This is a genomic window from Flavobacterium sp. 1 (assembly GCF_002797935.1).
Taxonomy (GTDB): domain Bacteria; phylum Bacteroidota; class Bacteroidia; order Flavobacteriales; family Flavobacteriaceae; genus Flavobacterium.
Genome location: NZ_PGER01000001.1, coordinates 4,535,191 through 4,559,634 on the forward strand (window position 1 = coordinate 4,535,191; position 24,444 = coordinate 4,559,634).

General features: G+C 35.4%; 17 protein-coding genes, 2 tRNA genes and 1 pseudogene. 11 read left to right on the top strand and 9 right to left on the bottom strand.

Annotated elements, in window-relative coordinates; all coding sequences use genetic code 11:
• Positions 1–35: 35 nt before the first annotated feature.
• The 4 genes from CLU83_RS18385 to CLU83_RS18400 all read left to right on the top strand — a co-directional run bounded on the left by CLU83_RS18385 (position 36) and on the right by CLU83_RS18400 (position 7,120).
• On the top strand, positions 36–1,505 hold the full coding sequence (locus CLU83_RS18385) for a fasciclin domain-containing protein (RefSeq protein WP_157802142.1): 1,470 nt from the start codon (positions 36–38) through the stop codon (positions 1,503–1,505).
• A gap of 20 nt (positions 1,506–1,525) precedes the next feature.
• Complete coding sequence (locus CLU83_RS18390; RefSeq protein ID WP_100432961.1) at positions 1,526–4,708, top strand: SusC/RagA family TonB-linked outer membrane protein; 3,183 nt, start codon at positions 1,526–1,528, stop codon at positions 4,706–4,708.
• A gap of 30 nt (positions 4,709–4,738) precedes the next feature.
• Entirely contained in the window at positions 4,739–6,520 is a 1,782-nt protein-coding gene (locus CLU83_RS18395; protein ID WP_232727174.1) for a RagB/SusD family nutrient uptake outer membrane protein, read from the top strand.
• 174 nt (positions 6,521–6,694) lie between these two features.
• Positions 6,695–7,120 (top strand): hypothetical protein, encoded by a 426-nt coding sequence (locus tag CLU83_RS18400; protein WP_157802143.1) that lies wholly within the window; start codon positions 6,695–6,697, stop codon positions 7,118–7,120.
• A 204-nt stretch (positions 7,121–7,324) separates the two neighbouring features.
• Here the strand turns inward: CLU83_RS18400 and leuB are convergent, their stop codons facing one another.
• The 8 genes and pseudogenes from leuB to leuC all read right to left on the bottom strand — a co-directional run bounded on the left by leuB (position 7,325) and on the right by leuC (position 14,319).
• Positions 7,325–8,386 (bottom strand): 3-isopropylmalate dehydrogenase, encoded by a 1,062-nt coding sequence (gene leuB, locus CLU83_RS18405; RefSeq protein ID WP_100432964.1) that lies wholly within the window; start codon positions 8,384–8,386, stop codon positions 7,325–7,327.
• Positions 8,387–8,428: 42 nt separating this feature from the next.
• A pseudogene (locus tag CLU83_RS18410) lies at positions 8,429–9,951 on the bottom strand (alpha-isopropylmalate synthase regulatory domain-containing protein).
• A gap of 41 nt (positions 9,952–9,992) precedes the next feature.
• Positions 9,993–10,442: an ORF6N domain-containing protein gene (locus CLU83_RS18415; protein ID WP_232727177.1), complete on the bottom strand. Its 450-nt coding sequence runs from the start codon at positions 10,440–10,442 to the stop codon at positions 9,993–9,995.
• 120 nt (positions 10,443–10,562) lie between these two features.
• Positions 10,563–11,354 (bottom strand): methyltransferase domain-containing protein, encoded by a 792-nt coding sequence (locus CLU83_RS18420; protein WP_100432966.1) that lies wholly within the window; start codon positions 11,352–11,354, stop codon positions 10,563–10,565.
• Positions 11,355–11,368: 14 nt separating this feature from the next.
• Positions 11,369–11,671, bottom strand: a complete 303-nt coding sequence (locus tag CLU83_RS18425; protein ID WP_100432967.1) for an antibiotic biosynthesis monooxygenase — start codon at positions 11,669–11,671, stop codon at positions 11,369–11,371.
• Between the two features lie 133 nt (positions 11,672–11,804).
• The gene (leuD, locus tag CLU83_RS18430) at positions 11,805–12,401 is read right to left on the bottom strand and encodes a 3-isopropylmalate dehydratase small subunit (RefSeq protein ID WP_100432968.1); all 597 of its coding nucleotides are present in this window, start codon (positions 12,399–12,401) and stop codon (positions 11,805–11,807) included.
• 100 nt (positions 12,402–12,501) lie between these two features.
• Positions 12,502–12,888 (bottom strand): GxxExxY protein, encoded by a 387-nt coding sequence (locus CLU83_RS18435; RefSeq protein ID WP_100432969.1) that lies wholly within the window; start codon positions 12,886–12,888, stop codon positions 12,502–12,504.
• A 36-nt stretch (positions 12,889–12,924) separates the two neighbouring features.
• Positions 12,925–14,319, bottom strand: coding sequence for a 3-isopropylmalate dehydratase large subunit (gene leuC, locus CLU83_RS18440; protein ID WP_100432970.1), 1,395 nt, complete (start codon positions 14,317–14,319; stop codon positions 12,925–12,927).
• 720 nt (positions 14,320–15,039) lie between these two features.
• Between leuC and dnaE the strand changes: the two genes are divergently transcribed.
• The 6 genes from dnaE (at position 15,040) to CLU83_RS18470 (ending at position 23,250) form a co-directional block, all read left to right on the top strand.
• A complete protein-coding gene (gene dnaE / locus CLU83_RS18445; protein ID WP_100432971.1) occupies positions 15,040–19,566 on the top strand; it encodes a DNA polymerase III subunit alpha in 4,527 nt (1,508 codons plus the stop codon).
• 295 nt (positions 19,567–19,861) lie between these two features.
• Positions 19,862–20,836, top strand: a complete 975-nt coding sequence (locus CLU83_RS18450; RefSeq protein WP_100432972.1) for an outer membrane beta-barrel protein — start codon at positions 19,862–19,864, stop codon at positions 20,834–20,836.
• Between the two features lie 295 nt (positions 20,837–21,131).
• Entirely contained in the window at positions 21,132–21,449 is a 318-nt protein-coding gene (gene trxA / locus CLU83_RS18455; protein ID WP_007805142.1) for a thioredoxin, read from the top strand.
• Positions 21,450–21,669: 220 nt separating this feature from the next.
• Positions 21,670–22,596 (top strand): DUF58 domain-containing protein, encoded by a 927-nt coding sequence (locus CLU83_RS18460; RefSeq protein WP_100432973.1) that lies wholly within the window; start codon positions 21,670–21,672, stop codon positions 22,594–22,596.
• Positions 22,597–22,683: 87 nt separating this feature from the next.
• A tRNA-Asp gene (locus CLU83_RS18465) sits at positions 22,684–22,757 on the top strand.
• A gap of 419 nt (positions 22,758–23,176) precedes the next feature.
• Positions 23,177–23,250 (top strand) — tRNA-Asp (locus CLU83_RS18470).
• A gap of 60 nt (positions 23,251–23,310) precedes the next feature.
• On the opposite strand, the gene CLU83_RS18475 is transcribed toward CLU83_RS18470, so the two are convergent.
• A complete protein-coding gene (locus tag CLU83_RS18475) occupies positions 23,311–23,811 on the bottom strand; it encodes a DUF456 domain-containing protein (RefSeq protein ID WP_100432974.1) in 501 nt (166 codons plus the stop codon).
• Positions 23,812–23,923: 112 nt separating this feature from the next.
• Between CLU83_RS18475 and CLU83_RS18480 the strand changes: the two genes are divergently transcribed.
• Entirely contained in the window at positions 23,924–24,400 is a 477-nt protein-coding gene (locus CLU83_RS18480) for a hypothetical protein (RefSeq protein WP_100432975.1), read from the top strand.
• The last annotated feature ends 44 nt before the right edge of the window (positions 24,401–24,444 follow it).

The following is a 24,444-nucleotide window of genomic DNA, read 5'->3' on the forward strand; positions in this document are numbered from 1 at the left end:
TAAAAGAATATAAGTTCAAACTTAATCAAGTAAAAATGATCGTATTAAATTTAAATTATAAAAGACTATTGGTTAGTTTGTTAACTATAGCTTTAGTTTCTTGTTCCAGCCCTTGGGATGATCGGGAAAACAATGGAGATTCCAATCTGGATGTTACGCTTAATGAGGCTATTGCAAATACAGCTGAAGTATCTCAGTTTGGAAAATTATTAACTCAAACTGGGTACGATAAAATTTTGGCCGCTTCAAAAACCTATACTGTCTTTACGCCTACAAATGAAGCACTGTCTCAGGTAGATGTAGCAATACTTAATGATGCTGAGGCACTTAAAAAATTTGTAGCCAACCATATTGCGTTAACTTCTTTTTCATCAGTAAGAAAAAATGATCAAGAAAAGATCCAAATGTTGACTGATAAGTATTTAATATTCAAAGGAAGTACAACTATTGGGGATGCCACTATTGTTACTGCGGATCATTATGCAGCAAATGGCGTATTTCATATTATTAATAAAGCGCTTGCTCCAAAATTGAATATTTGGGAATATATCAATGCTAATAAAGGCACTTCAGCAATGAGCGCTTATTTAACAAGTCTAAAAGAATTTAGCATTTACAAAGAAGATGCGGCCGCCAAAGAAAAATCTCCTGCTGGATTTCTTGCGGATTCTTTATCCAATTCCTACTTAAGAAATGTGTATAATCTTAACAATGAGAAAAATTCATATACCCTTTTCTTAATGCAGGATGATGGTTACAATGCGGAAGTGACTAAAATGAAACCATATTTGACTAAAACATCTAATAATCCTCTTAGGGATTCAACGGAAACTTACAGTATGTATTTTACGGTACGAGATTTGGCTTTTCCAAAAGCATATACAAAAGGGACATTACCTAAAACATTAACATCAAGATTTGGAGTTCAGTTTGATGTAGATCAAACACAAATTGTAGGCGAGCCAATACAATTAAGTAACGGTATTATTTACATCATGAAAAAGGTAGATGTTAAACTTTCAGATCGTTTAGTTCCCACAGTAATTCAAGGAGAAGCTTATACTGGTTATGGCAATGGATCCCGCAGTAGTTTTTCGTATCGCGAAATTATAGATCCAACAACCCAGCTGCCGTTTAATGATATTATAGCGCCAGCTCCAGGTTCTGCTCAATTTTATATGACTTATGCAGCAAAGGATATGTACAGTACTACTTATAAGGTGTATTGGCGCGCAATAAACGATCAGTTAACCGTTCCTATATCTCAGAGATTAATAGTGGGAGGAAAATGGCAGTTAGTTGGTACTGCAAATATGCTGACAAATCCTTTAAAAGATTTTGGATATAAAGATGTTTTGGTAAAAGATTATAACCCATTCTTGTTAGGCAGTTTTGATATTACTCAATCTGGAAATATTGATTTGATTACATTATGGGCTGGTACTGTGGCCAAAAACCCACTCACTATTGATTATTTGAAATTTGTTCCTGACGTTAAAAAATAATATATTATAAAAAATTAGTTATGCTAAAAATTATAAAACTAACTTGCCTTGTAAGCATATTTTTTGCTGGTGGTCTTGAAGCGCAATTATATGCGCAGACTGCTAAGGATTCAACTGCAATAGTTCCTCAGAAAAAAGTACAGGGAATTTTAGTACAAGGTGTTGTTAAAAGTGCAAAAACCAATACCGCTTTATCGGGGATCAATATTGCTGTTGAAGGATTTTCAGCAGCCATTTCTAATAATGATGGTAGTTTTGAAATTCAAGTTCCAAATTTACAGGCTCTGCTTACTATTAGTGGGCAGGATTTTCAAACCAAGGTTTACCCTGTTAAAAACAGAAAATCAGGTTTGAACATACTATTAAGTGAAGTCTATTATTCTCCTGCTTATCAAAAGGCAACTTTACCATCTGGTGATATTATGCAGTATAATAATACCAATGCAACAAGCGTGATTGACTTTAAGAAAGAACAATGGTCAACTCCGGTAACAGAATCCGCAGCTGGATTTCTTCAGAGCAGAACAACAGGGTTAACAAGTATTAAAAATTCAGGTGCTCCTAATGCAGGCAGTTATTTGGCTTTGAGAGGTTTTAATTCGTTATATGGAAGCAATAGACCCTTAATTGTTGTAGATGGAATGATTTATGATGATGAGGATTATGGATCTGGAATCATATCAAATAACGATTCTTCCCCTTTAACGAATATTGATGTTAAAGATATTGAAGATATAACCATTATGAAAGATGGTACTTCATTATATGGAACCAAAGGCGCCAATGGAGTAATAAATATTACAACGACTCGAGCTACCGAGTTATCTACTAAAATTGATTTCACGATGTACGGAGGAGTTAATCAAACTCCAGATGAAATGCCATTGTTAGATGCTGATGGCTACCGTACACACCTTTCTCAGTTAGAAGCTACACGTGGTTTATCGCAGCAGCAAATTGCCAGCTTACCGTATATGAATGATAATGTTGGTTCTGCAGGATACTATAAATATCATAATCAAACCAATTGGCAGAATCAGGTTTTTAAATCAAGTATCAATCAAAATTACTTCCTTAAAGTTCGCGGAGGTGATGATATTGCAAAGTTTGGCTTATCTGTAGGTTACCTTGATAGTAAAGGAATTGTCGTGGGCACTGACTCAAAACGCTATAGTGTCCGTTTAAACGCTGCTTTGCGATTAACAGAGAAATTGAGTGTAGATGCTAATCTTTCGTTTATTAATAATCAGCAAAATCAGTGGAATCAAGGTTTTGCATATACCACTAGTCCACAATATTTATCATTAACCAAAGCTCCTTTTTTAACAAATAGAATTGTTAATGATGCAGGTGAAGTTTCCCCTAATTGGGAAGATGTGGATTATTTTAATGTAAGTAACCCCAACGCTATTTTAGACAATGGAATGGCTACTAATAATAACTATCGTTTTTTTGGTAATTTAAAATTTAACTATGCAATAAGCAAAGCTTGGAATGTTAGTTCAATTGCTGGTTTGAGTTTCAATAAAGAGAGAGAGACATTCTTTATTCCAGATAAAGGTGTTACTGATTTTATGCTGCCTACAGCTATTGGGAAAAATCGTTCAGGAAGTGAAGTGCAAAGTTATAATGGACTTTATACAGATACTTTTGCCAGTTACATGAAAACCTTTTATAATGATCATAATTTAGATGTCCGTTTTGGATTTAGAGCACAAAGTAATAAAACTGAAACTGATTTAGGTTTAGGCTACAATTCCTCTACTGATGATTTTACTAGTGTAACAGCGGGTTCCAGTTTGCTGCGCCAAGTAGGAGGAGCATTAGGAGAATGGCATTGGTTAAATATGTATGCGAGTGGAAACTATAATTTCCGTAATAAATACTTTCTAACAGCAAATTATGCTGTAGATGGTTCAAGCCGTTTTGGAGATGATGCATCAACTGGAGCTAGTAAATATGCTTTGATGACTTCTATTTCTGGAGCTTGGTTAATTTCTTCAGAAGATTTCATGAAAGGTATAAATGATGTAGATTATCTTAAATTAAGAGTCGGCTTCGGAACAAGCGGAAATGATGATATAGGTAATTATTCGGCTCAAACTTATTATGTTTCTCAAAATTTATTAGGAATGCAAGGTTTAGTTCGCGGTAATATTGGAAATACTAATTTACAATGGGAGACAGTTACAAAAACGAATTTAGGAGTAGATTTCGGATTGTTTAAAGAACGTATTAATGGTACTTTCGATGTGTTTTCAAACAAAACATCTAATATGATTGTTTATGAAAAAACTGCTGCTGAAAACGGATTCGATTCTGTAGAGTCTAATAGCGGTGCAATGCGTACATATGGAGCCGAATTAGGTATGAATGCTCGAATTATTAATACTCCAGATTTCACTTTTGACTTTGGATATAAAGTAAGTCACTATAATAATAGAGTGCAAAATTTACCAAGCGGCGATATTCTAACAGAATTTGGCGGTGCTACTTACTTAACATCGGTTGGTAAAGATGCGAACTTATTTTATGGATTAAACAGTAATGGCGTTTATAGTACTACTGCAGAAGCTATAGCCGATGGATTGTCAAAGCGTTTGACGAATGGCAACTTAGTGCCTTTTAGCGGAGGCGATATGCGTTTTACTGATGTCAATGGAGACAAAGTTATTGATGACAAGGATCGTATGGTTATTGGTAATCCGAATGCAACGGTAACAGGAAGTTTTAGTACTGATTTTACATATAAAAGATTTAGTCTAAAAGCGTTGTTTAATTTTTCAGCAGGTAATGATCTTTATAACGGAATGCGTTACAATCTTGAAAAAATGGGAGGTTATGAAAATCAAAGTGCTGCTGTTGCAAACCGCTGGAGAGCTGAAGGGCAGCAAACAGATATTCCAAAAGCTGTTTGGGGAGATCCAATGGGTAATGCTGCATTTTCAGACAGATGGATTGAAGACGGTTCTTACTTAAGGTTAAAAAACTTAGTGATAGGTTATGATGTGCCAGTGAATGATAGTAAACATATTAAGTATATTCAATTGTATGCTACTGCAAACAACTTGTTGACTTTTACTAAATATCTTGGGTTTGATCCTGAATTTAGTGCTACTTCATCCATTTTTGGTCAAGGGGCAGATATAGGTTTAGCTCCTCAATTTACAAGTTACCAACTTGGATTACGTTTAGGACTTTAAAATTATTTTTACAATATAGAGAACAGACTGATGATGACAACAATAAGAACAAAAACAAAAAAAATCACTAAGCCCTTATTATGGGTAGCGGTGTTATTGCTTAGCCTAAGCTCTTGCGAGGAATATCTAGATGTAGAGCCACAAGATAAACTTGCCGGCGAGCAACTGTACCGCAATGTATACGATGCTGATGCTGTAGTTATAGGTATATATGGGAAATTTATGGGACTTGCCAGTAAATACGTTATTCTTAATGAAATGCGTGCCGACCTGATGACCACAACTTATAATTCTGATCCCTATTTAAAAGAACTTTCAGAGCAAAATATTTCAGCAGAGAATCCTTATGTAAATCCAAAAGATTTCTACGAAGTTATTCAAAACTGTAACGATGCCCTTAAAAATTTTAATATTATGGTTGCCGAAAAGAAATTTACGCAGTCACAATATGAACAGCGTTATGCAGATATTGCCTGTATTCGTTCTTGGATTTATTTACAGCTTGGGATTCAATATGGTACAGTACCATATATTACAGATCCTATAACATCCTTAGAAGATGTTAAGAATGTCAGTAAATATCCTAGACTTTCTTTTAATCAGCTTCTTGATGAACTTGTTAAGTTTACAGAAGGATTGACCTATAAAAAACAATACGACGCTACCAGCAGCTTAGTAGTAACAGTGGATGGTTATTACACACCAAAGTTTTTTATCAATAAAGAATGTTTATTAGGAGATTTACAGCTTTGGAGAGGTAACTATCAACAGGCTGCCATGCATTACAAAAACGTATTAGAAACCTCTTCAGATCTACCAAGCAGCACTGCACTTTATGAAACATATCGTATGAGTATTTTTGGGGGTAGCGGTAATAATGATTTTCTTGTTGCATATCCAAGCGGCCAATATTATGATGCATCAGCAGTGTATAATACAGATACTCAGGGCTGGAGGTCAATGTTTGCTAGGACAAGAGATGCTGTATGGAATACAGAATGGATTTGGTCATTGCCTTTTGATAGTAAATTTGCTCCGAAAAATCCATTTATAGCTATTTTTTCTAAAACTGGAGGCCAATACTTAGCAAAACCATCTCAGAGAGCAATCAGTCTTTGGGAGAGTACTAGTAATTACCAAAAAAATGGTATTCCTTATGATGCACGCGGGAAGAAATTTACTTATAGAATGGTAGGTAATGATCCTGTTATTATGAAATACCTTTACAAGTATGAAGCTGCTGCCGATGTGTTTAAAACGGACGGAGATTGGTTTTTATACCGTGCAGAAAAACTGAATTTGCGATACGCAGAAGCTGCTAATAGAGATAATCAACATAGAATTGCTGATGCAATTTTAAATGTTGGGATATTAAAATCGTTTAATCGTGGAAATCTTAGTGTTAGTACAGATGATGTTACTAATGCTATGAATACGGTGATAGGTAAAAATCAGAGGCCTTTCCCTTATGATTTTGATGCTCGTCAAGGAGAACATCCTTACTATAGAGGCAATTGGTATCGTGGCGGAGGTGTTAGAGGCCGTGCAAATCTACAACCAGCTGCAGTTGTAGTTGGAGATAGTCTGACGTCTATTGAAGATAATATCATTGATGAAGCAGGACTGTCACTTGCTTATGAAGGTAACCGTTGGGAAGATTTAGTCCGTATTTCTTTACGTAGAAATAATCCAGCCTTTTTAGCTGATAAAGTGTATGATAAATTGAATAAAGAAGGAAATACTCATGCGGCAGAAGTACGTGCAAAATTAATGAATGTTAATAATTGGTACTTGCCTTTTACTTGGAAATAACCCATGACCTAAACTTCATATTTAAACATTACTGAAAAAAAACCTTAGGTGCGATTTAATATCGAACCAAGGTTTTTTTGTGGTTTAAAAAGTATTAAAATTATATTAATTGAAAATTAATTCTTATATTTAATAAATGTAAATTTTATTTAACTATTTAAAAATTAATTTATTATGAAAAAAACAACTGTTTTGTTAACGTTATTATTGTGTGGCTTGTTTAATACGATGTCTGCTACATCTTATTTACGTTGGTCTGTGACTACACAAGCTGGCGGAGCTACTTTAAAAATCAAAGTAAACGGAGTCGTTGAGGTTAATGTAGAACAAGCTCGTTATGCTGCTCAGCAAAGTGGTGTTATACCGATACCTGATTTTGCATTTGTTGAATATGAAGCTGCTTCTACAGATAATTTAGTACCGATGCTTTGCGTTACAACTGAAACAGATTTGGTAGATGATTGGCTTGCTTCATATAATGACTATTTTTATACATATGGTTACCCATTAGATCCTTATATATATTCAGAATCTGGTTCTTTTAATACCCTTGATGATTTTGATTTTACAATACAGTTATCTACTCAGTTTGTAAATTAAAAATTTTTTTTCAAAATTCTTCATGATTGTCTATTGCTGTAGAGATGTATTGCTGTAATCTCTACAGCAATAATGATAATAACAATAAAAAAAGGCATTTTCTAATTTAAGAAAATGCCTTTTTTTATTGTTATAGGAATATATGGTATGATAGAGAAATGTACTGCAGTGCATCTCTACCATACCATATATTGATTTTAATTTCTACAAATTAGCAACCAGCCAGTCGCCAACTTCGCTAGTTGAGTAAGCTTTTGCTCCTTTTGAAGCTAAATCTTCAGTAACAATTCCCTGCTCCAATGATTTGTTTACAACAGCTCTGATCGCTTCTGCTTCGTCTTTCAATCCAAAAGCATCTTCAAACATCATTGCTGCAGATAAAACAGTCGCCAATGGATTAGCAATATTCAATCCAGTAGCTTGAGGATAAGATCCGTGAATTGGCTCATAAAGAGAAGTGTGTTCTCCAACAGATGCTGACGGCATTAATCCCATAGATCCTGAAATTACAGAAGCTTCATCTGTTAAAATATCACCAAATAAATTTTCTGTAATCAATACATCATAAGAGTTTGGCCACTGAACTAAACGCATGGCAACAGCATCAACAAATTCATAAGAAACGGTAACCTCCGGATATTCTTTTTCCATAGCTTGTACAGTTTCTCTCCATAAACGGGAAGTTTCTAAAACGTTTGCTTTGTCCACACAACACAATTTTTTTGAACGTGTCATTGCTAATTCAAATCCTTTTTTCGCCAAACGCTGTACTTCAGCTCTAGTGTAAACGCAATTGTCAAAAGCAGTTTCTCCGCCATCTCTTCTTCCTTTTTCACCAAAATAGATTCCTCCAGTTAATTCTCTTAGAAAAACTAAATCAGTTCCTTCTATTCTTTCTCTTTTCAATGGAGAATTGTCAATTAAAGAAGGAAAAGTAAAAGTTGGACGTACATTTGCAAACAAGCCTAATTTTTTGCGCATCAACAATAAACCTTGCTCAGGTCTAACCGGAGCACTTGGATCATTATCATATTTTGGGTGTCCGATAGCTCCAAAAAGAACAGCATCAGCAGCCATACAAATTTCATGAGTTTCATCTGGGTAAGGCACTCCAACAGCATCAATCGCACAAGCTCCTGTAAGCGCTGGTGTCCAAGTGATTTCATGGTTAAATTTTTTAGCAATGGCATCCGAAACTTTTACTGCTTCGTTAACTACTTCTGGTCCGATTCCGTCTCCGGCTAAAAGGGCAATATTGAATTTCATTGTTTTTTATTTTTAATTATATTTTTAATTGAAATTTATTTTTTAAAGAGACACTACATTAAGCATTTTTTGTGTCGCTATAATTGCGGCTACTGTCTGATCGGAATCTAATCCTCTTGTTTTAAATTCTTTTCCGTTATTTGTCCAGGTGATAATGGTCTCGCATAAAGCATCTGAGCTACTGCCAGGAGGTATGCGGACTGCATAATCAATCAATTTTGGCAATGTCATTTTTTTAGTTTTATAAATCTTAGAAAGAGCATTCATAAAAGCATCAAATTGGCCGTCGCCTTGTGCGCTTTCTTCAAAAATTTCGCCGTCAATTTTTAAGCAAAGAGTTGTCGAAGGGCGTAATCCTTTTGCATGAGATAATAAATATGATTCCACCGTAATTTTTTCTTCATAAGAATGACTGTTCAAAACATCCGAAATAATATATGGTAAATCTTCTTTGGTAACCGTTTCTTTTTATCACCCAACTCAATAATTCTTTGGGTAACCAATTTTAAATCTTCGGGATTTAGTTTTAATCCTAACTCTTGAAGATTTTTTTCGATATTGGCTTTGCCTGAAGTTTTTCCTAAAGCATATTTTCGTTTTCTTCCAAAACGCTCTGGAAGCAAATCATTAAAATACAAATTGTTTTTGTTGTCGCCATCGGCATGAATTCCGGCAGTCTGCGTAAAAACATTATCGCCCACGATAGGTTTATTGGCAGGAATTCTATAACCGGTAAAAGTCTCAACGAGTTTGCTTACCGAGTATAAAGACGATTCTTTGATGTTGATTTTTACCTCTGGCATAAAATCATTAATCACCGCAACAGTACTTTCAAGAGGAGCATTTCCAGCACGTTCTCCCATTCCGTTTACAGTAACATGCAATCCATTTATGCCTGCTTTTACTGCTTCCATCACATTGGCAACACTCAAATCGTAATCGTTGTGTGCGTGAAAATCGAAATGTATGTTTGGGTATTTTGCAGTTATTTTAGATATAAATTTAAAAGTGTCTGATGGGATAAGAACCCCCAAAGTATCGGGCAGCAATATTCTTTTAACAGGCTGTGTTACCAAAAAATCCAAATATTGAAAAACATATTCAGGCGAATTGCGCATACCATTACTCCAATCTTCTAAGTAAATATTCGTAGCAATTCCGTTTTCATTTGCCAAAGCAATAGATTGTGCGATTTCAGAAAAATGCTGTTCAGGTGTTTTTTTTAACTGATGAGTCAAATGATTCAAAGAGCCTTTGGTCAATAAATTTTGAACTTTGGCACCTGCTTTTTTCATCCATTCGATAGAAATACCGCCGTCAACAAAAGCCAATACTTCTATTCTGTCAGTATATCCTTTTTCTTTAGCCCAGGACATAATGCCGCTTACGCCTTGAAATTCTCCTTCACTTACACGTGCCGATGCAATTTCAATACGGTCAATATGTAATTCTTCAAGCAATAATTGCGCAATGGTTAATTTTTCTGCTGCCGAAAAGGATACTCCCGAGGTTTGTTCACCATCTCGAAGCGTAGTATCCATTATTTCAATTTTTCTTTTTTCCATTTTGATATTGCTGTTAGCCTTTGACTGAACTATTTATGCGTTTATTTTTTGTAGCCAATTTTTACCCTTGGTTTTTCGTTCTCTTTTTTCTCGTTTAGCTCCTCTAAATAGGAAAATACAAGTTCGATATTCTTATCGTGATTCTCGAGTTTCTTTTGTATTTGCACTATGTCTATCTTAATTTCACTAGTGTCCAAAAGCATTTGCTTAACTTTTGTGAAAGTGCGCATAATTTGGATGTTAGTTTGAATAGCTCTGTCGCTTTTAAGAACACTAGAAAGCATCATCACACCATGTTCAGTGAAAGCGAAAGGGAGTTTTCTGGTTCCACCCCAACTTGATGTCACAATTTGTGATATCAAGTTATCAAACTCAACTTTTGAAATCTCAAACATAAAGTCATCAGGAAATCGTGCAATATTTCGTTTAACAGCTTGATTCAAGACCCTTGTTTCTACCCCATAAAGTGTTGCCAAATCTTTATCTAGCATTACTTTTTGGTTCCGAATAATGTAAATTTTATCCGTGATTGTTTCTTCAGAAATTATCAAATTCTCACTCATCCTATGAAATCTATATTGTCAATATTTTTTATATTAATCGTGATAATTTTATATTCTTCCTCGTACTTCATTTAATTTCATTGTCATAGAAATTGCATCAGTTTCTATCCAATGGTTGTATTCTTCAATTGCTTTCAATCGCAAATCATTTTCTAAATAGCCTTCTTCCACCATTTGAAGCGAACCAGCGACTTTGGACCAAATGCCTATTTTCGATTTATAATCTGCCCTTTCTTTATTATAAAACTCATCCGAATTTATTTTTTCAACAGAATGAAAACCGACTTCCTCTAATAAAGCTGGCAAATCTTCTGCAATTCTATTATTCATTCCGGCATCGTGTCTCCATTTTAAGAACGTAGTGTAAAACTCCTGCATGCTTTCTGGAGGTGACGGATTCCAATTTAAATTCGTGTGGTCATAGTCCAAAATAGAAATTTGACCGTTTGGTTTCAAAAGAGATTTCATTTTTATTAAAGCCTCTTTTGGATCGCTTAACCATTGCAATGTTCTAGCCGAAACGATTAAATCAAATTTTTCTTCAGGATTGAAATCAAACAAATCGACATGAATTAATTCTAAATTCGTGATGTCTTGATGTGATTCAATTCCACTTAAAATTAAACTTTCGGTATTGTCAATTGCAGTAACTTTTCCTTTTTCGCCAACTATAGCAGCAATATCTTTCGAAATGAAACCAGTAGCACACCCAATGTCCAGAACTTTCATGCCAGGTTTTAAAATAGAAGCCAAATGTCTGTAATCATTTGCCAAGCTTCTGTCATTATATGCTTTATTGGCTTCTTGATTGTCTCTTTGAATGTGTTTGTTTACTTTCATTTTCTATTTTAAAATCATTTTTTATTTTCCAAAACCATTTCATAATGCTCCACAACTGGAAACGAATTATAATAATGATGTAGTAATTTTTTCCATTCTAGATACGCCTCAGATTCTCTAAATCCAACGGTGTGATCTTCTAATTTTTCCCAATCAACCAATAACAGATATTTATTTTCTTCTTCTAAACACTTTCTCAAACTATGGCTTACATAACCTGAAATGGACTGTATAAACTGGCTGGCAATGGCAAAATCTCTTTCAAAATTTTGTTCTTCTCCTTTTATTACCTGCAGATTAGCCATTTCTAAGACCATATGTATTTTTATTTATAAACCCGACAGATTTAAAAAAATGTGTCGGGTGTTATTGAAATTGATCTGTATTTTAAATAATAGAAAACTGATAAACAGAATTACTGAAAACTAAAAAATTAAGAACTGATTACTTTTAGTAAGGAAGTTTGTCAGCAAAAGCGACAATATCTTCTTTAATGTTTTGCAAATAATCAATGTCATCAAAACCATTGATCATGTTGTTCTTTTTGTATCCGTTGATATCAAAAGATTCTTTTTGACCAGTAGCCAATAAAGTAATAGTCTGTGCTGGCAAATTGATTTCTAATTGTGTATTTGGATCAGCTTCGATTGCTTTGAAAATAGTTTCAGCAAATTCTGGGCTAACTTGCACTGGCAAAACACCAATATTCAAACAGTTTCCTTTGAAGATATCTGCAAAGAAAGAAGAAACTACCGCACGGAATCCGTAATCATAAACTGCCCAAGCAGCGTGCTCACGAGAAGAACCTGAACCAAAGTTTTTTCCTCCTACAAGGATTTTTCCAGAGTAAGTAGAATCGTTTAAAACGAAATCAGCTTTTGGAGTATCATCTCCATTATATCTCCAGTCTCTAAAAAGATTGTCTCCAAAACCTTCACGTTTTGTAGCTTTCAAGAAACGAGCAGGGATGATTTGATCTGTATCTACGTTTTCTATCGGTAGTGGCACTGCACTACTGGTAAGGATATTAAATTTATCGTATGCCATTTGATTTTATTTAACCGCAAAGACGCAAAGGCGCAATGCTATATTAATTATTATTTAACTGAAAAAAGCGCAATGCCTTTTCTTGATATAATCTAAATGATTAGTAATTATTTACGAATCTTTTGAAACCATTTTTTATGATTGGGACGTTAAAATTAATTAGAAATCCCATTCTTTTATCTGCTAATTTAAGATATGATATTATTTGTGCTTGATGTACTGGTAATATTGTATCTACAGATTTTAATTCTATTATTATTTCTTTTTCAACTAAAATATCAATCTTGTACTCTTTTGATAAATCAAAACCTTTAAATTGCAAAGGAATACCAACTTGACTTTCTGCTGAAACATTTCTCAACTGCAATTCTCTCAAAAGACACATCTCATATACAGATTCTAATAAACCAGGTCCCATAATTTTATGAACCTCAAGACTAGCTAAAAATATTTGTTTGGCTAATTCTTCATATTTATCTATATACATATTTTCTTTGCGTCTTAGCGCCCTTGCGGTGAGAAATTAAAAAAGCTCTCTTGGGTCTGTTAATTTTCCAGTAACTGCAGCAGCAGCAGCCATAATTGGACTAGCCAACAAAGTTCTTGAACCAGGACCTTGACGACCTTCAAAGTTTCTGTTTGAAGTACTCACTGCATATTTTCCAGCAGGAACTTTATCATCGTTCATTGCCAAACAAGCAGAACAACCCGGCTGGCGCAATACAAATCCTGCTTCAGTCAAAATATCCAAAATACCTTCTTCCTTAATCTGAGCTTCTACAACGTGAGAACCTGGAACTAGCCAAGCTGTAACGTTGTCCGCTTTTTTACGGCCTTTTACAATTTCTGCGAAAGCTCTAAAATCTTCAATACGTCCGTTTGTACAGCTTCCCAAGAAAACATAATCGATTGTTTTTCCAATCATTACATCATCTTCTTGGAAGCCCATATAAGCTAACGATTTTTTATACGTTTCCGCACCGCCTTCAACTTGATTAGCGTTCGGGATATGTTTAGTGATGCCAATTCCCATTCCAGGATTTGTACCATAAGTAATCATTGGTTCGATATCTTCTGCTTTGATATTTAATTCAGTATCAAAAATTGCATCAGCATCAGTTTTTAAAGTTTTCCAGTATTCAACTGCTTTAGTCCAAGCTTCACCTTTAGGAGCATACAATCTTCCTTCAAGGAAATCAAAAGTAGTTTGATCGGGAGCAATCATACCACCGCGAGCACCCATTTCGATACTTAGGTTACAAACAGTCATACGGCCTTCCATAGTCATTTCTTCGAATACATTACCTGCATATTCAGCAAAATATCCTGTACCTCCCGAAGTAGTCAATTGAGCAATAATATAAAGAGCAACGTCTTTTGGCCCCACACCTTTGCTTAATTTACCATTTACGTTGATACGCATTTTCTTTGGCTTTGGCTGCATGATACATTGTGTAGCCATAACCATTTCCACTTCAGAAGTTCCGATGCCAAAAGCAATCGCTCCAAAAGCACCGTGCGTAGAAGTATGTGAATCCCCGCAAACAATAGTTGCACCTGGCAAAGTAATTCCGTTTTCAGGACCTACTACGTGTACGATTCCGTTTTTAATATGACCTAATCCCCAGTGAGAAATTCCGTATTCTGCCGAGTTATCTTCTAATGCTTGTAATTGATTAGCAGAAAGTGGATCAGCAACAGGTAAATGTTGGTTTATAGTTGGTGTATTGTGATCGGCAGTGGCAAAAGTACGCTCTGGGTATAAAACCTTTACGTTTCTAGCTTTTAATCCTAAAAAAGCAACAGGACTCGTAACTTCGTGAATGAAATGGCGGTCAATAAAAAACACATCTGGTCCATCTTCAATTTTACGCACTACATGTGAATCCCATACTTTGTCAAATAATGTCTTACTCATTTTCTTTTTTTTTAATTGTAATTGGTATAACCACAGAAACTTGGTGTAATTATAATAGAAGTTCAAAAGTAAAAAAAAGTTATATTGTCGTCAATTGCGATATTTCGTTTTATACGATACCCAAACATTTGTGTTTTTTGGATAGCAAACTGTTGCCGCTTTATTTTAGAAAGAGCACTATTTACAAAAGGCAATACTTTTTTTTAAATGGAACAACTAACATTGGGTTTGCTGTTGTTTTTAATAATTGGCAAATTTATCGCTATTGTGTTATAAAATAGCGCTTTTTGATTTAAAATATATAACATTTTAAAATAAAATAGTAACAAAAAGGCAGATTTAGATTTAGAATTTCGCTTTGTTTTTGAGATGTAATTTTGTCTTTTTTAATGAAAATAATGTTCATGAAAAGCAATTTTTTTTGAAAAAATACTACGACATCCAAAAAATAGATATTTCGTTTTTTCAGAAAAACAAAAAGAAGTTTTATTGCTTTTGAAAGAGATATAGGTATTCTTTTCAGATAAATTAAAATTGAATCTAGGATAAAAGATTACTGATTTTTCGAGTATTTATTATCTATTAATTTTCCAGTTGTAAGTTATCGTATTTTATAAATTTTTCTGTTGATAAATTAAGCTGGAATACCCCAAAAAAATTCCTAATTTTGAAATTCACTTTTTGTGATTTTACAAAATCACAATCACTTCATTTGCAATTATGTACTTAATATTCGATACCGAAACTACTGGATTACCTAAGCGTTGGGATGCGCCCATCACCGATTCTGATAACTGGCCTCGCTGTATACAAATCGCTTGGCAGCTACATGATGAGATGGGAACACTTATTGAGCATCAGGATTATTTGGTAAAGCCCGAAGGATTCAATATTCCGTACGATGCAGAACGTATTCACGGAATTTCAACCGAATTGGCAGAAGCCGAAGGAATTTCTTTGACCGAAGTTTTGGAGAAATTCAATATTGCATTAAGCAAAGCCAAATTTATCGTAGGTCAGAATTTAGGTTTCGACGTTAATATTATGGGCGCCGAATTGCACCGAATGGGAGTCGATTCTCCAATGAGTTCGATGCCTGTTTTGGATACCTGTACCGAAGTAACTGCTTCGTTATTGAAGTTGCCTGGAGGCCGTGGAGGAAAATTCAAATTGCCTACTTTGACCGAGTTGCACAGTTATTTATTCAACGTTCCTTTTGCGGAAGCGCACAACGCCACCGCCGACGTTGAGGCAACTACACGCTGTTTTTTAGAATTAATTCGCCGTGAAGTTTTTACCAAAGAAGAACTGGATGTTCCAAAGGGTTATTTCGACACCTTTCAAAATAAAAATCCTAAGGAAATTCCGTTAATCGGGTTAAAACACATTAACCTAAAAAAGGCTTCGGATGCTATTAGAGAGCAACTGAAAGCATTGGTCTCTGATGATGTCCAAACGGTTGTTTCAGATTCGGACAAACAAGGTTTAAAAGAGGCTAAGTTTGCGCATTTGCATAATCATACGCAATTTTCGGTATTGCAGTCAACTATTGGAATTGGAAATATTGTTTCGGCTACAGCCAAAAATAAAATGCCTGCCGTTGCTATGACTGATACCGGAAACATGATGGGTGCTTTTCACTTTGTGAGCGCCGTCATGAATCATAACAAAGCTGCGTCTGGAAAGAACAAAGCTTTGGTTGAAGCGGGAGAAGAGCCTACGGAAACAGAAATGAAACCAATTGTTGGGTGCGAATTTAATATTTGCGAAAACCATTTGGATAAAAGCAAAAAAGACAATGGAAATCAAGTTGTCTTATTGGCTAAAAATAAAAAAGGCTATCACAATCTGGCAAAAATGTCGTCGATTGCCTTTACAGACGGATTTTATTATGTTCCGAGAATTGACCGAAATATTATCGAAAAATATAAGGAAGACATCATGGTTTTGTCCGGGAATTTATATGGAGAGATTCCGAGTAAAATTCTAAACATTGGAGAAAACCAAGCCGAAGAAGCTTTGATTTGGTGGAAAGAACAATTTGGCGATGATTTTTATTTGGAAGTGATGCGCCACAATCAAGAAGATGAAAACCGTGTGAATAAAACCCTGATTGAATTTTCGAAAAAACACGATGTAAAACTAATTGCGACCAACAATACTTATTATTTAAATAAAGAAGATGCTAATGCGCACGATATTTTACTGTGTGTAAAAGACGGTGAAAAGCAGGCAACGCCAATTGGTCGTGGTCGTGGTTATCGTTACGGATTACCTAATCAGGAGTACTATTATAAATCGGAAGAAGAGATGAAAAAACTCTTTTCTGATTTGCCGGAAGCGATTATTAATATTCAGGAAATCGTTGATAAGGTTGAAGGCTACTCGCTTTACCGTGATGTGTTGCTTCCAAAGTTTGATATTCCTCAAGAATTTGTTGATCTGGAAGATGAAAAAGACAATGGCGTTCGTGGAGAAAATGCTTATTTGAGGGATTTGACGATGATTGGTGCCAAAAAAAGATATGGTGAAATTACAGAATCTATTCAGGAACGTCTCGATTTTGAACTGTTAACGATTTCAAATTCCGGATATCCGGGGTACTTTTTGATCGTACAGGATTTCATCGCCGAAGCCCGCAATATGGACGTTTCGGTAGGGCCAGGGCGTGGATCTGCAGCGGGTTCTGCAGTTGCGTATTGCTTGGGAATTACGAATATTGACCCGATTAAGTACGATTTGCTTTTTGAGCGTTTCCTAAATCCGGATCGTGTGTCTATGCCCGATATTGATATCGATTTTGATGATGAAGGCCGTGGCCGTGTTATGGATTACGTAATCAATAAATACGGAAAGAATCAGGTGGCTCAAATTATCACTTATGGTAAAATGGCAACCAAATCGGCGATTCGTGATACGGCGCGTGTATTGGATTTACCGTTGTTTGAAGCTGATAGAATAGCCAAGTTGATTCCCGCAATGATGCCGGGTAAATGGAATTTGGCGCGTTTCCTTTCTGAAACAGAAGATGAGGTTAAAAAAGCATTAAAAGGTGCTGATGAATTTGAACTTGTAAAAGAATTAATCGCCATTGCCAATGAAGATGATTTGGCAGGAGAAACTATTCAGCAGGCAAAAATTCTGGAAGGTTCCATGCGGAATACAGGTATTCATGCCTGCGGGGTGATTATCACGCCATCTGATATCACGAATTATGTGCCTGTTACTACCGCCAAAGATTCTGATTTATATGTGACGCAATTTGATAACTCGGTTGCCGAAAGTGCAGGACTGCTGAAAATGGACTTCTTGGGTCTGAAGACCCTGACACTGATAAAAGATACGGTTAAATTGGTAAAATACCGTACAGGAACTCAGCTTGACCCCGATACTTTTCCGATTGATGACATAAAAACGTATGAGCTGTTCCAACGTGGAGAAACCATCGGAATTTTCCAATACGAGTCAGCTGGAATGCAGAAATACATGAAGGAATTGAAACCCACCGTTTTTGGAGATTTGATTGCGATGAATGCCTTGTATCGTCCTGGACCTTTGGAATATATTCCGTCTTTTGTTCGAAGAAAAAACGGAGAGGAAGAAATCAAATACGATCTTGATGCCTGCGAAGAATATTTAGGAGAAACTTATGGAATTACCGTGTATCAGGAGCAGGTAATGCTTTTGTCGCAGTCGCTGGCTGGATTTACTAAAGGTGAGGCCGACGTTTTGCGTAAAGCCATGGGTAAAAAACAGAAGGACGTTCTGGATAAAATGAAGCCTAAATTTGTTGAGCAAGCGGCTTTAAAAGGCCATGATGCCAAAGTTTTAGAGAAAATCTGGAAAGACTGGGAAGCTTTTGCGAGTTATGCTTTTAATAAATCGCACTCTACTTGTTATGCTTGGATTGCGTATCAAACGGCTTATCTAAAAGCGCATTATCCTGCCGAATATATGGCAGCGGTACTTTCTAATAACATGAATGATATCAAGCAGGTTTCGTTTTTTATGGAAGAATGTAAGCGTATGGGACTGCAGGTTTTAGGTCCTTGCGTGAACGAGTCGTTTTATAAATTTACTGTAAATGATGATTATGCGGTTCGTTTCGGGATGGGAGCTATAAAAGGAGTGGGTTCTGGGGCGGTTGCCACAATTGTCGAAAGCAGAAAAGATGGGAAATATAAGTCAATTTTTGATTTGGCGAAACGTATCGATTTGCGTGCCGCCAATAAAAAAGCGATTGAAAACTTAGCGTTGGCAGGAGGTTTTGATTCTTTTGAAGGAACAACAAGAGCGCAATATTTTCACGATGACGGCGACGGAATTACCTTTTATGAGAAAGCAATCCGCTATGGTTCGAAGTATCAGGAAAACGAAAACTCCTCTCAGGTGAGTTTGTTTGGCGAAAGCAGTGATGTACAAATTGCTGAACCAGTGGTGCCTCCCTGTGAAGATTGGAGTACTATGGAAAAACTCGCCAAAGAGAAAGAGGTTGTCGGAATTTATATTTCGGGACATCCTTTGGATGATTACAAATTCGAGATGAAATATTTTTGTAACGCAAGGCTCGAAGCTTTGAAAAACATGGAACAGTATGTAGGCAAGAATCTTACTTTTGGTGGGATTATTACCAATGTACAGCACCGTGTGGCTAAAAATGGAAAAGGCTGGGGGACTTTTATGTTAGAAGGTTATGATGAGAGTTATGAATTTAAAATTTTTGGAGAAGAGTATTTAAAGTTTAGACATTTCTTTATCCAAAATAATTTCACCTTCATGAAAGTGCTTATTAAGGAAGGCTGGGTAAATCAGGAAACCGGCAAAAAGACTGACCCTAGAATGCAATTTGTTTTAGTGCAATATTTGCAGGATGTGTTGAGTACTTTTGCCAAAAAGCTAATTCTGCTTTTGAATATTAATGATATTGAGACCGAATTTATTCATAAACTGAACCGTCTTTTTCAAGAATATAAAGGAGATAATACTGTTTCTTTTGAAATCATGGAATTGGAAAAAATAAAACGGATTGTCGAAACAGTTCCCGATTTTGCAGAAAACGAAGAAGAAGCATTTACAGATAGTGATGAAGAAACTGTTGAGGTAAGCGAAGCAAAGCAGGTTACTGAAGTCGAAGAAATAAAGGTAGTCACCAAACTCGCCATGCCAAGCCGAAAGCTGAAAATTCAAATTTCTAATGAACTGCTGTTTGAATTGGAAAAAATGCAGATTAATTTTAAACTGAATTAAATAGAGAGGTTATTTTTTTAAAGGGGTGTTAAAAAGCGCAATGGTTGTTAAAAATTGGTAAAAAAAGGTGCTGAATAACCTTTTTTGTATTGAATTATAATACTATTCTGTGTTTTTTAATAGAGTTTAATTTCTTATTTTTGTAAAATATTTATATTTTTTATATTTTTTTAATAGTTTATTTAGTTATTGTTTATTAAAATTAATAACAAAGTCTTGTTTTTGATTATTTCATATAGTTTTGTCTAAAGATCAGGAAAATAGATATAATTTTGTCCAAAATTAAATTTAAAAAATGAAGACAAAATTATTTTTATTAGGATTATTGGCTTCTGCTATGACTGTGGCAGGGCAAACAACTAACACTACAGATAGTAAAAAAGAAACTTGGTATTTTAAATTAGGAGGTTCTTATTTTATTCAAACGGCCGCAACTGATTTTCCAATTATTTCTGGAACATTGCCTAATAATGATGTATTTGCTGCAGATGGTATTACTTTGATTTCAAGAGAGACCAATCATGGCTCATTTGGAGAAGGATTCCGTACCGGATTGACTACTGGATACCGTTTTTCTACACGTTTTGGTGTAGAAGTAGGATTTAATTATTTCAATGGGAATAGTAAGACAATGGCGCAAGCAACTCATAAATATGTGCCTAATCCTAATAATGTTCCAATTTTTGTAAATGGTAGTGCAGAAGGAAAAATTGAAGCGTTTGATATTGCACCTGCGCTTGTAATGTTTTTAGGAGAAACTCATGGTTTCGAGCCATATACTAAAGTAGGAGTTATTGTTCCTGTTCATGGGACATTAGAAATTGAAAGCAATAGAGAATTTACAACACCTGCCGGAGTTACTAATACTTATACTAAAGATGTTGTGAAACCGAAACCAACTGTAGGTTTTATGGCGGCTATCGGGACTTCATATAAAGTAGCAAAAAATATTTCCATATTTGCCGAACTAGAATACCGTAACTTTACTGTTCATGGCGATACTAAAGAAACAAAGGAGTATACAGAAAATGGAGTTGACAAACTATATACGCCAACTACTTTTAGAGCAGATGCTTCTTACTCGGCAAGCCATGTTAAATATGTTGATGAATTGACTACTGATTCAAATCATTATTTATTTAATCCTAATACAGCAACGCCATATATAGAAAAAGATACAACTAGGCCAAATGATGCAATGAACGACATCAGCTCTTATGTTGGAATTTCTGGATTAGGTTTGACTTTTGGATTGAAATACAGCCTGTAATCAAATACGGTTGAAATTGAATGAAGACCTTCTGAAAAGAGGGTCTTTTTTTTTGATTAAATATTTTGAAATCCCAAATGCCCTAGCCCAGATGGAAACGGCATCCTGTTGTCCCGGGGTTCGGGACAACAGATATAGTGTACAGCTGGAAATAGCTACTAATCATTTTGGAAATAGCAATTAGCAATACATTTATAATGAAAACTAATTTAGGAATGGCGTTTGGTTGGTTTTTAATTTCTAAATTTGTACTCAAGTTTTAAGAATAAGCATTTAAACATTAAATAAAAATAGTATGGCATTAGCAATAACAGATGCTACTTTTGATGAAGTAGTTTTGAAATCAGATAAACCGGTAATGGTAGATTTTTGGGCAGCATGGTGCGGACCTTGTAGAATGGTTGGACCAATCATTGACGAGCTAAGCAGCGAGTACGAAGGGAAAGTTGTTGTGGGGAAAGTTGATGTAGATGCAAACCAAGAATTTGCTGCAAAATACGGTGTTAGAAATATTCCTACTGTATTAGTTTTTCATAACGGAGAGGTAGTTGGGAAACAAGTTGGAGTAGCGCCAAAACAAACGTATGCTGATAGTTTAGATGCTTTATTGTAATCTAAATTGAAATAAGTTAAAAAGGTCTGGCGAAAGTCAGGCCTTTTTTGTTTTAAATATTTTGTTGGACTAAGTTAATTCACCATTAAGAGATTAAATCAGTTAAGCTTAATGATTCTTAATATCTTAATGGTTAAAAAAGAAAAACCTTTTAATGGTTTACTTTTAAATTGTCAGTAGCACGATGTAGTGTGTTCAAACTTTTTTATACATTTGGAATATGAAGATCGAATCACAGATAGAAAAAATATCCAGTTTTCAGCACTTGGAACTGTTGGCCAATCAAGTTGTGGAAGGCTTTATTTCTGGAATGCACAAAAGTCCGTTTCATGGATTTTCGGCAGAATTTGCCGAGCATAAAGTGTACAATGTAGGAGAAAGCACCAAACACATTGATTGGAAACTGTTTGCAAAAACGGATAGACTGTACACCAAGTGTTTTGAGGAGGAAACCAATTTGAGATGTCATATTATCATTGACAATTCCTCATCGATGCATTATCCTAAATTGAAAGATAATCAGCAGTTTTATGAAAGCAAAATAGGTTTTTCGGTATTGGCTTCGGCTGTATTAATGAATCTACTGAAGAAACAGCGTGATGCGGTAGGTTTGAGTGTGTTTTCGGATAGTTACGAATATTATGCGCCAGAAAAGGGGAGCGACCGTCATCACAGAATGATATTGAATACCCTTGAGGGGCTTTTGGAAGTCACCAAAGAGAAAAAACAGACCGACACTATTACTTATCTGCATCAGATAGCTGAGAAAATCCATCGTCGTTCGATGATTATTTTGTTTACGGATATGTTTCAGTCAGAAAACGAGGAAGCACTTTTTAATGCATTGCAGCATTTGAAACACGACAAGCATAAAGTGGTTTTGTTTCATGTTATAGACAATGAAACGGAGCGGAAATTTGATTTTGACAATGCTCCGAGGAAGTTTATTGATGTTGAGACAGGAGAAGAGGTAGTGATTTTTGCGGATAATGTGAAGTCAGCATACGAAAAACAGGTGGGTGATTACTTCAAAAAGTTGGCTTTAACCTGCGCTCAAAACAAAATAAAGTACATTCCTGTGGGGGTTGGCGAAAGTTTTGAGAAAATTTTGATGGCATACTTGGTTGAGAAACAAAACTTTGGATAGATGAACAGAATTTTTTTTTAAAATTCTCTAATAAAAGACTTGTGTAAACGGAAATCTATTGTATCTTTGCCACCGCAATAAAGCAGAGGTTTGGTAGTTCAGTTGGTTAGAATACATGCCTGTCACGCATGGGGTCGCGGGTTCGAGTCCCGTCCAGACCGCAATATTGGGAAAAGCCTTTCGTAACAGAAAGGCTTTTTTGCCCAAATACGGTATCTAAAGCTAGTTGTGTTGTTTCTCGTCCATGACGAGACTGGTTTGTAGTTAGACCAATGAAAAGCTTTCCACTTTGTGGATAGCTTTTTTGATTTTAAGGGAGTTACATTTTTTTGATTCTTGTGTTATAAAATAGTTGCGAAAACGAAAATCTGTTGTATCTTTTGCACTCACAATAAAACAGGGTTTGGTTGTTCAGTTGGTTAGAATACATGCCTGGTATCTCGTCTTTTGGGACGAGACGGAATCGAGTCCCGTTCAGGCTTTTTTGATTTTAAAAGAGTTAGGATTTTTTTAATTCTTGTGTTATAAAATAGTTGCGTAAACGGAAATCTATTGTATCTTTGCCACCGCAATAAAACAGGGTTTGGTAGTTCAGTTGGTTAGAATACATGCCTGTCACGCATGGGGTCGCGGGTTCGAGTCCCGTCCAGACCGCAAATATTGTTTAAAGCCTTTCTTAACGGAAAGGCTTTTTTTAGGGATAAAATTCACGATTTAAAACAAAGCGGTACTATTCTGCCATACAATCCAAATAAACAATCCCAAATACATCATACACACTACAAACTTCATAAAAGAAGAAGCAAGAAGACCCAGTAAAGAACCGGTCGCCGCTTTCAAAGCGCGCTTATGGTCTTGCTTATCATAAATTAGTTCACCAACTAAAGCCCCAACAAACGGCCCTATAATAAAACCCAACGGAATTGGGGCAAAAATTCCAACAATCAAACCAATATTGGTTCCCCAAATACCATATTTACTCCCGCCAAATTTTTTGGTTCCTTTTGCGGGTATCACATAATCTAATACGGTTAGCATAACAGTAATCAATAAGGAAATACCCAGAACCCAATAATTGGCAGGAACAGCTTTGGTAAAATATAACAATACGATTCCAATCCAACTGATGCTTGATCCTGGTAAAACAGGCAGGAAACTTCCAAAAACACCTGCAACAACACAAACAAAACCCAAAATAAAAAGCAGGATATCCATAAAAATATTTTTAGTAATTTTGATGCCGAAAACGCAAACTCATTTCGTACACGAATATGGGAAAAATAATTGTATTTTTATAACATATTTAGTTCCATTCAAATAACAAACATTGAAGCAGTATTCCTTTTTTTTAGTCTTTATTCTTTTTAATTCCTGTCAATATTTTGACAAGCAGATTCCTTCCGAAAAGGAATTATTGCAAAAGGAATTAAAGGCTATCAATTGGAAAGAAGTCGACGAGTATCCATCGATGGTGGATTGCGATAAAATCGAAGACAAAAAACAACGCCAGCAATGTTTTTTTGAGATGTTAACCCAGTTAATACAAGAGAAATTGTGTAATGATACGCTGGCGATGCTGTATCCGGAACTGGATACCATCGAAGTGAAAGTGACTATTTTTCCTAATGCAACTATGAAATTCGAACCGCAGTTCCCGAAAGATTCGGTTATGTATGATAAAGTAAAAATCGATAGTATTCTGAAAGTCCGTTTGGTGGACTTTCCTAAAATCCATCCAGCAATCAAGAGGGGATTACCTGTAAAAACCCAGTTTATACTTCCAGTTATTCTAAAAGTGGAGTAGTTTTTTAAGGAGCCTTTTCCAGCTATTCGTTGCAATCTTTATGT

What these genes read in the sequence shown, in the direction of transcription:
- CLU83_RS18385 (WP_157802142.1), top strand. Translation starts at nt 36, where the DNA reads ATGATCGTATTAAATTTAAATTATAAAAGACTATTGGTTAGTTTGTTA.
- CLU83_RS18390 (WP_100432961.1), top strand. Translation starts at nt 1,526, where the DNA reads ATGCTAAAAATTATAAAACTAACTTGCCTTGTAAGCATATTTTTTGCT.
- CLU83_RS18395 (WP_232727174.1), top strand. Translation starts at nt 4,739, where the DNA reads ATGATGACAACAATAAGAACAAAAACAAAAAAAATCACTAAGCCCTTA.
- CLU83_RS18400 (WP_157802143.1), top strand. Translation starts at nt 6,695, where the DNA reads ATGAAAAAAACAACTGTTTTGTTAACGTTATTATTGTGTGGCTTGTTT.
- leuB (WP_100432964.1), bottom strand. Translation starts at nt 8,386, where the DNA reads ATGAAATTCAATATTGCCCTTTTAGCCGGAGACGGAATCGGACCAGAA.
- CLU83_RS18415 (WP_232727177.1), bottom strand. Translation starts at nt 10,442, where the DNA reads ATGCTAGATAAAGATTTGGCAACACTTTATGGGGTAGAAACAAGGGTC.
- CLU83_RS18420 (WP_100432966.1), bottom strand. Translation starts at nt 11,354, where the DNA reads ATGAAAGTAAACAAACACATTCAAAGAGACAATCAAGAAGCCAATAAA.
- CLU83_RS18425 (WP_100432967.1), bottom strand. Translation starts at nt 11,671, where the DNA reads ATGGTCTTAGAAATGGCTAATCTGCAGGTAATAAAAGGAGAAGAACAA.
- leuD (WP_100432968.1), bottom strand. Translation starts at nt 12,401, where the DNA reads ATGGCATACGATAAATTTAATATCCTTACCAGTAGTGCAGTGCCACTA.
- CLU83_RS18435 (WP_100432969.1), bottom strand. Translation starts at nt 12,888, where the DNA reads ATGTATATAGATAAATATGAAGAATTAGCCAAACAAATATTTTTAGCT.
- leuC (WP_100432970.1), bottom strand. Translation starts at nt 14,319, where the DNA reads ATGAGTAAGACATTATTTGACAAAGTATGGGATTCACATGTAGTGCGT.
- dnaE (WP_100432971.1), top strand. Translation starts at nt 15,040, where the DNA reads ATGTACTTAATATTCGATACCGAAACTACTGGATTACCTAAGCGTTGG.
- CLU83_RS18450 (WP_100432972.1), top strand. Translation starts at nt 19,862, where the DNA reads ATGAAGACAAAATTATTTTTATTAGGATTATTGGCTTCTGCTATGACT.
- trxA (WP_007805142.1), top strand. Translation starts at nt 21,132, where the DNA reads ATGGCATTAGCAATAACAGATGCTACTTTTGATGAAGTAGTTTTGAAA.
- CLU83_RS18460 (WP_100432973.1), top strand. Translation starts at nt 21,670, where the DNA reads ATGAAGATCGAATCACAGATAGAAAAAATATCCAGTTTTCAGCACTTG.
- CLU83_RS18475 (WP_100432974.1), bottom strand. Translation starts at nt 23,811, where the DNA reads ATGGATATCCTGCTTTTTATTTTGGGTTTTGTTTGTGTTGTTGCAGGT.